The organism is Paraplanobispora siamensis (assembly GCF_016863175.1).
GTDB lineage: Bacteria > Actinomycetota > Actinomycetes > Streptosporangiales > Streptosporangiaceae > Planobispora > Planobispora siamensis.
Window position 1 is genome coordinate 1 of sequence record NZ_BOOJ01000112.1, and the last position, 7,922, is coordinate 7,922.

The 7,922-nt window shown below is 71.3% G+C and carries 6 protein-coding genes; all 6 read right to left on the bottom strand.

The features are described 5' to 3' along the window. Positions 1-1,962: RNA polymerDNA-directed RNA polymerase subunit B (locus Psi01_RS42490; RefSeq protein ID WP_507763459.1), on the bottom strand; the 1,962-nt coding region annotated here is incomplete at its 3' end. A 150-nt stretch (positions 1,963-2,112) separates the two neighbouring features. Beyond that, a complete protein-coding gene (locus tag Psi01_RS42495) occupies positions 2,113-2,412 on the bottom strand; it encodes a siderophore-interacting protein (protein ID WP_204069886.1) in 300 nt (99 codons plus the stop codon). A 228-nt stretch (positions 2,413-2,640) separates the two neighbouring features. Continuing rightward, positions 2,641-4,716 (bottom strand): iron ABC transporter permease, encoded by a 2,076-nt coding sequence (locus Psi01_RS42500; protein ID WP_204069887.1) that lies wholly within the window; start codon positions 4,714-4,716, stop codon positions 2,641-2,643. Beyond that, entirely contained in the window at positions 4,713-5,705 is a 993-nt protein-coding gene (locus tag Psi01_RS42505; protein ID WP_239128449.1) for an ABC transporter substrate-binding protein, read from the bottom strand. The genes Psi01_RS42500 and Psi01_RS42505 overlap by 4 nt, the downstream gene beginning before the upstream one ends. 10 nt (positions 5,706-5,715) lie before the next feature. After that, positions 5,716-6,534: an ABC transporter ATP-binding protein gene (locus Psi01_RS42510; protein ID WP_204069888.1), complete on the bottom strand. Its 819-nt coding sequence runs from the start codon at positions 6,532-6,534 to the stop codon at positions 5,716-5,718. A 50-nt stretch (positions 6,535-6,584) separates the two neighbouring features. Further along, positions 6,585-7,646, bottom strand: a complete 1,062-nt coding sequence (locus Psi01_RS42515) for a zinc-dependent alcohol dehydrogenase family protein (protein WP_204069889.1) — start codon at positions 7,644-7,646, stop codon at positions 6,585-6,587. Positions 7,647-7,922: the final 276 nt, after the last annotated feature.

The following is a 7,922-nucleotide window of genomic DNA, read 5'->3' on the forward strand; positions in this document are numbered from 1 at the left end:
ATTCGAGTGTTTGAACGTCGCCAGCCGATAGGTCGTCCTCGTGGCGTCATCGTTGGAGATCGTGACGTAGTCGGCGCAGACCTCCTCGACCACACCCGCCTTCCCGGCGATGACCATGTCGCCCGTGTCGGTGGCGGCGCGGTACTCCATGCCGGTGCCGACCAGCGGCGCCTCGCTTCGGAGCAGGGGCACCGCCTGGCGCATCATGTTCGCGCCCATGAGTGCGCGGTTGGCGTCGTCGTGCTCCAGGAACGGGATCATCGCCGTGGCCACCGACACCATCTGGCGTGGTGAGACGTCCATGTAGTGCACTTCGTTCGCGCGGACGTACTCGAACTCGCCGCCCCTGGTGCGGACCAGCACCCGCCGCTCGGCGAAGCCGCCGTCCGCCAAGAGCGGGGAGTTCGCCTGGGCGATGACGTACCGGTCCTCCTCGTCGGCGGTGAGGTAGTCGACCTGGTCGGTCACCTTGCCGTCGACGATCTTGCGGTAGGGCGTCTCGATGAAGCCGAAGGAGTTGAGCCGGGCGAAGCAGGCGAGATAGCCGATGAGGCCGATGTTCGGGCCCTCGGGGGTCTCGATCGGGCACATCCGGCCGTAGTGCGAGGGGTGCACGTCACGCATCTCGACGCCGGCCCGCTCACGGGACAGACCACCGGGACCCAGAGCCGACAGCCGCCGCCTGTTCGTCAGCCCGGACAGCGGGTTGACCTGGTCCATGAACACCGACAGCTGCGAGGTGCCGAAGAACTCCTTGATCGACGCCACGACCGGGCGGATGTTGATCAGGGTCTGCGGCGTGATCGCCTCGACGTCCTGGGTGGTCATCCGCTCACGGACGACGCGCTCCATGCGGGCCAGGCCCAGGCGGACCTGGTTCTGGATCAGCTCGCCGACGTTGCGCACCCGCCGGTTGCCGAAGTGGTCGATGTCGTCGACCTCCAGGGGCGGGTCACCCGACTGGTCACCGGCGTGCAGCCGTACCAGGTATTCGACGATCGCGACGATGTCGTCCTCGGTCAGGACGGTGACGTCGATGTCCGCGGCCGAACCGAGCTTCTTGTTGATCTTGTAGCGGCCGACCTTGGCGAGGTCGTAGCGCTTGGGGTTGAAGTACAGGTTCTCCAGCAGCGTCTGCGCCGACTCGCGGGTCGGGGGCTCACCCGGGCGCAGCTTGCGGTAGATGTCGAGCAGGGCGTCGTCCTGGCCGGCGGTGTGGTCCTTCTCCAGGGTGGCGCGCATCGACTCGTACCGGCCGAAACGCTCCAGGATCCGCTCGTTGGTCCAGCCCAGCGCCTTGAGCAGGACGGTGACCGGTTGCTTGCGCTTGCGGTCGACGCGCACCCCGACGCTGTCGCGCTTGTCGATCTCGAACTCCAGCCAGGCGCCCCGCGACGGGATGACCTTGCAGCCGTACAGGTCCTTGTCGGAGGTCTTGTCGGCGTTGCGCTCGAAGTACACGCCCGGGGACCGGACGAGTTGCGACACCACGACGCGCTCGGTGCCGTTGACGATGAAGCTGCCCTTCGGCGTCATGAGCGGGAAGTCGCCCATGAACACGGTCTGGCTCTTGATCTCACCGGTGGTGTTGTTGATGAACTCCGCCGTGACGAACATCGGAGCGGAGTAGGTCATGTCCTTGTCCTTGCACTCATCGACTGAGTACTTCGGCGGTTCGAACCGGGGGTCGCGGAACGACAGGGACATGGTTCCGGAGAAGTCCTCGATGGGACTGATCTCTTCGAGGATCTCCTCGAGGCCCGACTGGGTCCGGACGTTCCTGTGCCCGGCCTGGCGGGCCGCCTCGACCCGGGTCCTCCACCTGTCGTTGCCCACCAGCCAGTCGTAGGACTCGGTCTGCAGGGCGAGAAGATCGGGGACTTCCAGAGGCTCGTGGATGCGGGAGAAGGAGATACGACGGGGAGCGGCGGATACGGCGGAGACGTTGCGCGAGGCTGCCAACAGATGTCCTTCCGAGGGTTCGCGGCGGACTGGCTCCACGCACGCCGAACGACCTCGCAACTGAGCGAGCGGAGCGGGGCGTCAAAAGGGAGCGTGGAAGCGCGAGCGTACTCGCTTTATCTGAACTTGTCCACGCTAACGCAGACCCATCTATCCGGTCGCATTTACAGGATGCCGTACGTCGCTCCGCTTGTCAATCCCCAATGCGGCCTGCGGCATCCTCGCGCCGCAGGCGGCACCGGTCACCTCCACCCCGGCGGGTGCGCCGACGTCCAGTTCGGGGCCCTCGGGGCGGTAGGCGCGTACCGAGTAGTTGCGCAGGACGGGGCGCGAACTCTTGGGGATGGTGAGGTACCTGGCGTAGGACAGCGTGGTCGGCTTGCCGGGCAGACGTGTCAGGGAGTCGCCGGAGACCGGGAGGAACAGCCGGAACCACTGCTCGTAGCCCATCGTGGTGAAACGGCCGATCTCCCCTCCCCGAGCGTGACGCGCATGAAGTTGGCGGAGATCCGCTCGCTCCGCAGTACGCGCAGGGTGAGCAGTTCGGAGACGGCGGGCTTGATGCGGGACGCGGTCATGTTGGACTTCGCCATGGACGCTCCTCGGTCCTCCAGCGGTGTCGTCAGCCGAAGCCGACCTTGGGTTCGAACGTGACGGGCGTGCCCGGGCCCGGCCCGGTCAGCCGTCCGCGCGGGCTCGTGAGCGCCACAGCAACCAGACGAAGTACGGCGTGCCGAGCAGGGCGGTGACGATGCCGGCGGGGACCTGGGCCGGGGCGATGACGGTGCGTCCGAGGGTGTCGGCCAGGCTCACCAGCAGGGCGCCGAGGAGCACGGCCACGGGAAGGACGCGGGCGTGACCGGCGCCGACCAGGGCGCGGGCGGCGTGCGGGGCGATCAGGCCGACGAAGCCGACCACGCCCACGGCGGAGACCGCGGTGGCGGTCAGCAGCACCGCGCCGCCCAGGGCGGCCAGCCGTACCGGTTCCAGGGGGACGCCGAGGACGCGGGGGCTGTCCTCGTCCAGGGCGAGCAGGTCCAGGTCGCGGCGGAGCCAGGCGATCAGCGGGACCACCAGGACCAGGGCCAGCGTGACCGGGATGAGCTGGACCGGGACGCGGCCGTAGGTGGAGCCGGACAGCCAGGTCAGCGCCATGGCGGTGTTCCAGGGATCCGCCTTGACGATGATCATGACGGTGAGGGCGGTGCACGCCGCCTGCACTCCGACGCCGATCAGCACCAGACGGTCGGAGCTCAGCCCGCCGCGCCACGACAGCAGGTACACCACGGCGGAGGCGACCAGCGCCCCGGCCATGGCCGCGGCGGACATCGGCCAGATCCCGGCCAGCGGCGCCAGGGCCAGCAGGGAGATCGCGCCCACGCCCGCACCGGCGGTGACGCCGAGCATGCCGGGCTCGGCCAGCGGGTTGCGGCACACGGCCTGCACGGCCGTGCCCGCGGCGGCCAGCGCGGCGCCGGCGAGCACCGCGGCCAGGACGCGGGGGTAACGCTGGTCGAGCACGTAGGTGAGGCCGCGGCCGGTCCGCCCGCTCAGCCAGTTGACCAGATCGCCGCCCAGGACCCAGGTGTCACCGCCGAGCATGCCGAGGAAGACCGCTCCGGCGAGCAGGATCGCGCAGGCCGCCGTCACGACCAGGAAGGCGGCGCGCGAGCGGGCCGCCACACGCACGATCGGCGGCTGACGGGTCGGTCCGGCGTCCCGGTAGCGGCGGGCCAGCCACACCATCACGGCGGCGCCGAACAGCGAGGTCACCACTCCGGGCGGCACCTCCACGCCCGCCTGCCCGCCGAAGACGGCGCGCAGCGCGATGTCGGAGCCGAGGACGACGAGCACGCCGACGAGGCCCGCCAGCGGCAGCGTCGTCCGGTAGCGGTGCGTGCCCGGGAGCAGCCTGACGATCACCGGCGCGCACAGGCCCACGAACCCGATGGGGCCCGCGACGGTCACCGCGGCGGCGGACAGCACGACGGCCAGGAGTGTGAGCCACAGGCGCAGCCGCCTGACGTTGACGCCGAGCACCGTGGCGGTGTCGTCGCCCAGGCCGAGGATGTCGAGCCGCGGCCCGGCCAGTACGGCGGCGCCGACGACCAGCAGGATCAGCGGGCCCATCTGGGAGACGGCGTCCAGGTCGCTCTGCACGAGCGAGCCGCTGCCCCAGGCGAACAGCCCGGTGGTCTCCTCCTCGAAGAGGATCATCAGCAGGTTGGTGAGCGAGTGGAGCGCCAGCGCGGTCGCCGAGCCCGCCAGGATCAGTCTGGTGGTGCCGGTACGGCCGCCCGCGGCCAGCGCCAGCACGAGAGCGGCCGCCGCCAGTCCGCCCAGCAGGGCGAGCATGCCGGACAGGAAGAGCGGCAGCGTCAGGCCGAAGGCCGCCGCCGCGGCGACCGCGAAGTAGGCGCCGGCGCTGACCGCCAGCGTGTCGGGCGAGGCCATGGGGTTGCGGGAGATGGCCTGCAGCAGCGCGCCCGCCACGCCCAGGGCGATGCCGACGGTGACCCCGGCCAGCAGCCGGGGCAGCCGGGAGGCCAGCAGGATCCGGGCGGCCTCGCCGTCCCCGCCGCCGAACGGCAGCCGGAGCAGGTCGAGGGCGCCGATCGAGGAGGTGCCCTGCGTCACGTGGACCGCGGAGACCAGGACGGCCACCGCCAGCGTCAGGAGGACCGCACCGGCGCCCCCCAGCCGCCGCAGCGGCGTGGTGGGCGCCGGCGGCGCGGTCTGGACCGGAGTGCTCAACCGGTGTAGGCCTTCACGAGGGCCTCGGCGTACTGCTTGGAGGACAGCGGCCCGCCGAAGGTCCAGATGCCGTCGGGCAGCTTGCTGACCTGGCCCTTCTCGACGAAGGGCAGCTTCTTCCAGATGGCGTTGGAGGCCAGGCCTTCGGCGAAGACGTCGACGCCGTCGGAGGCGTTGTAGAAGAAGCGGGTGTCGGGGTCCTTCAGCGCGGTCAGACCCTCGACGTCGGTGGTGCCCAGGCCCCACATCGGGTCCACCTCACCCGTCCAGCCGTTGACCAGCCCGAGCTGGGTGGCGATGTCGGAGACCAGCGCGCCCTTGCCGAACAGGCGGATGGAGATCTTGCTGCCGTCCTTCCAGCCGTCGGCCATGACGAACGGCTTGCCGGCGACGCCCGCGGAGGTGAGCTGCTCCTTGCCCGCGGCCAGCGCGGAGTCCAGGTCGGCCAGAAGCTTGTCCGCCTCGGCGGTCTTGCCCAGCGCGGTGGCGATCATCTTGAGGTCGTCGCGCATCCGGCCCAGGTTGTCGCTCGCGTCACTGCCCTTGGTGACGATGACGGGGACGAACTTCTCCAGCTGCGGCACCAGCGCGGAGTCGCGCTCGGCCTCCATGACAACCAGGTCGGGCTGGAGGGCGGCGATGGAGTCGACGCTCGGCTCCTGGCGGGTGCCGACATCCTTGACCGAGGGGTCGAGCTTGGCCGCGGTCACCCAGGTGCCGTAGCCCTTCGTGTCGGCCACGCCGATCGGCATGACGCCGAGGCTGACCACCATCTCGGCCTCGCCCCACTCCAGGGCGACCACCTTGGTGGCGGGACGGTCGAGGGTGACCTGCTTGCCGCGGCTGTCGGTCACGGTGACGGGGGAGGCGGAGGCGGAGGCCGTACCTCCGGAGGCGGCCGGTTCGGGGGCGGCGGCCTCGGTGGTGCCGCAGGCGGCGAGCATGGCGATGGAGGCCACGGCCACGAGGGCGGTGCGCAGGGGGATCATGGTGTTCCTGTCAGGTTGTGGCGGGGATGCTTCTGGTGTGCCGCCCGATCGGGCGAGTGGTCACCGTCCCCGTCCTCGGGTCGTGCGTGACCTCGATGCGGATGCCGTACACCTCGGTGAGCAGGTCCTCGGTGAGGACCTCGGCGGGCGGCCCGTCGGCCCGGACGCGGCCGCCGTGCAGCAGGACGACGTGGTCGGCAAGCTCGGCGGCCTGGTTCAGGTCGTGCAGGACGACCCCGACGGCCACCTCGTGGTGGTCGGCCAGGTCGCGCACCAGCTCCAGCAGCTCGATCTGGTAGCGCAGGTCCAGGAAGGTGGTGGGCTCGTCCAGGAGCAGGACGCCGGTGTCCTGCGCCAGGCAGGTGGCCAGCCACACACGCTGAAGCTCGCCGCCCGACAGCTCGTCCGCCGGGCGGGCGGCCATCCCCGCGACACCGGTCAGCTCCATCGCCCTGGCGACCGCGGCCTCCCCCTCGGGGTCGCCCGCCCGCCACCGGCCCCGGTAGGGGTGCCTGCCGTAGCCGACGACGTCCCGGACCCGCACGCCGGACGGCGTGGGACGGCTCTGGGACAGCAGGGTGACCTGCTTGGCGAAGTCGCGGGCCGACATGTCCAGCGCGGACAGGTCGCCGGCCAGCGTCACCGTGCCCGCCTCCGGCCTGTGCAGCCGGGCCAGCGCGCGCAGCAGGGTCGACTTGCCGCTGCCGTTCGGGCCGACCAGGGCCGTCACGTGCCCTTGCCTCAAGGTGATGTGGCCGTTCTCGACGGCGGTGGTGCCGTGGTAGCTGAGACGCAGGTCGGCTCCACGCAACGAGATCTTCTCGGTCACGCTGATTAGGTTAGGCTTACCTAGCTAAATGTTCAACTTTCATTTATTGATCATCTCCGCTGGGGGAGGATCATGGTCACGCCCGGCACCGATCCGATCCCGGCCAGCGCCTCGCCCGCCTCCTCCAGCCCGATCGTCCGGGTGACGAGCCGGTCGGGGCGCAGGGCGCCCGATCCGATGAGCTCCAGCATCGGCGCGTAGGCGTGGGCGGCCATGCCGTGGCTGCCCAGCACGTGCAGTTCGTAGGCGATCACCCGGTCCATCGGGACCGGTGTCCGGCCGTCCGGCAGGAGGCCCACCTGCACGTGACGGCCCCTGCGCCGCAGGCCCAGGATCGACGCCGCGCAGGTCGGCGCGCTGCCCAGCGCGTCGATCGAGACGTGGGCCCCGCCCCCGGTCAACTCCATGATCCGCGCGGCGGTGTCCCCTCCGGCGGTGTCCCCTCCGGTGTCCGCCCCGGTGGCGTCGACCATGTGGGCGGCGCCCGCCTGCTCGGCCAGCCGCAGCGCCTCGGCGCTCACGTCCACGGCGACCACCCGTGCCCCGGCCGCCGCGGCGATCATCACGGCGGACAGGCCCACCCCGCCGCACCCGTGCACCGCCACCCACTCGCCGGGCCGTACCCCGCCCACCTGGACGACGGCCCGGAAGGCGGTGGCGAACCGGCAGCCGAGGGAGGCGGCCGTGGTGAAGGACATGTCGGCGGGCAGCGCGACCAGGTTGACGTCCGCGTTCTCGATGGCCACGTACTCGGCGAACGATCCCCAGTGGGTGAAGCCCGGCTGGGTCTGGCGTTCGCACACCTGCTGGTCGCCGGTGGCGCACGCCGCGCAGGAACCGCACGCGGACACGAAGGGGACCGTGACCCTGTCTCCCGGACGCCGGCCGCGGACCTCGGCGCCGACCGCCTCCACCACGCCCGCGAGCTCATGCCCCGGCACGTGCGGCAGGCGGGTGATGTCGGCGTCGTGCCCCTGCCAGCCGTGCCAGTCGCTGCGGCACAGTCCCGTCGCCCCGACGCGGATGACCACTCCGCGCGGGGAGGCGGTGGGGGTGGGAACATCGCGGACGTCGAAAGGACCACCAAAGCGGTCAAAAAGGACAGCGCGCATGGGATGAGGGTACGGCATGCGCCGCCGGAGTGATCTCCGGCGAGGAGGCCCGCTGCGTGGTTCCGGCCCGGCCGGGCCGGTGCCCTCGCGGGGCGCCCCGGCCCTCACCGCCTCGCGGGCCGTCCCCGGCCTTCACCGCCGTGCGGCCACCCCGGTCCTCATCGTCTTGCGGCCGCCGCGGGCACGGAGAGGGGTACCGGGGCCGTGCTGTTGCGCACGACGAGTTCGGGACGGTAGAGCAGCTCGGTGCGGGTGCCGCGGGTGCCGCCGATCTCG

Excerpts from the sequence above, each read along its gene's own strand:
- Psi01_RS42495 (WP_204069886.1), bottom strand. The coding sequence starts at position 2,412 with ATGGGCTACGAGCAGTGGTTCCGGCTGTTCCTCCCGGTCTCCGGCGAC.
- Psi01_RS42505 (WP_239128449.1), bottom strand. The coding sequence starts at position 5,705 with ATGATCCCCCTGCGCACCGCCCTCGTGGCCGTGGCCTCCATCGCCATG.
- Psi01_RS42515 (WP_204069889.1), bottom strand. The coding sequence starts at position 7,646 with ATGCGCGCTGTCCTTTTTGACCGCTTTGGTGGTCCTTTCGACGTCCGC.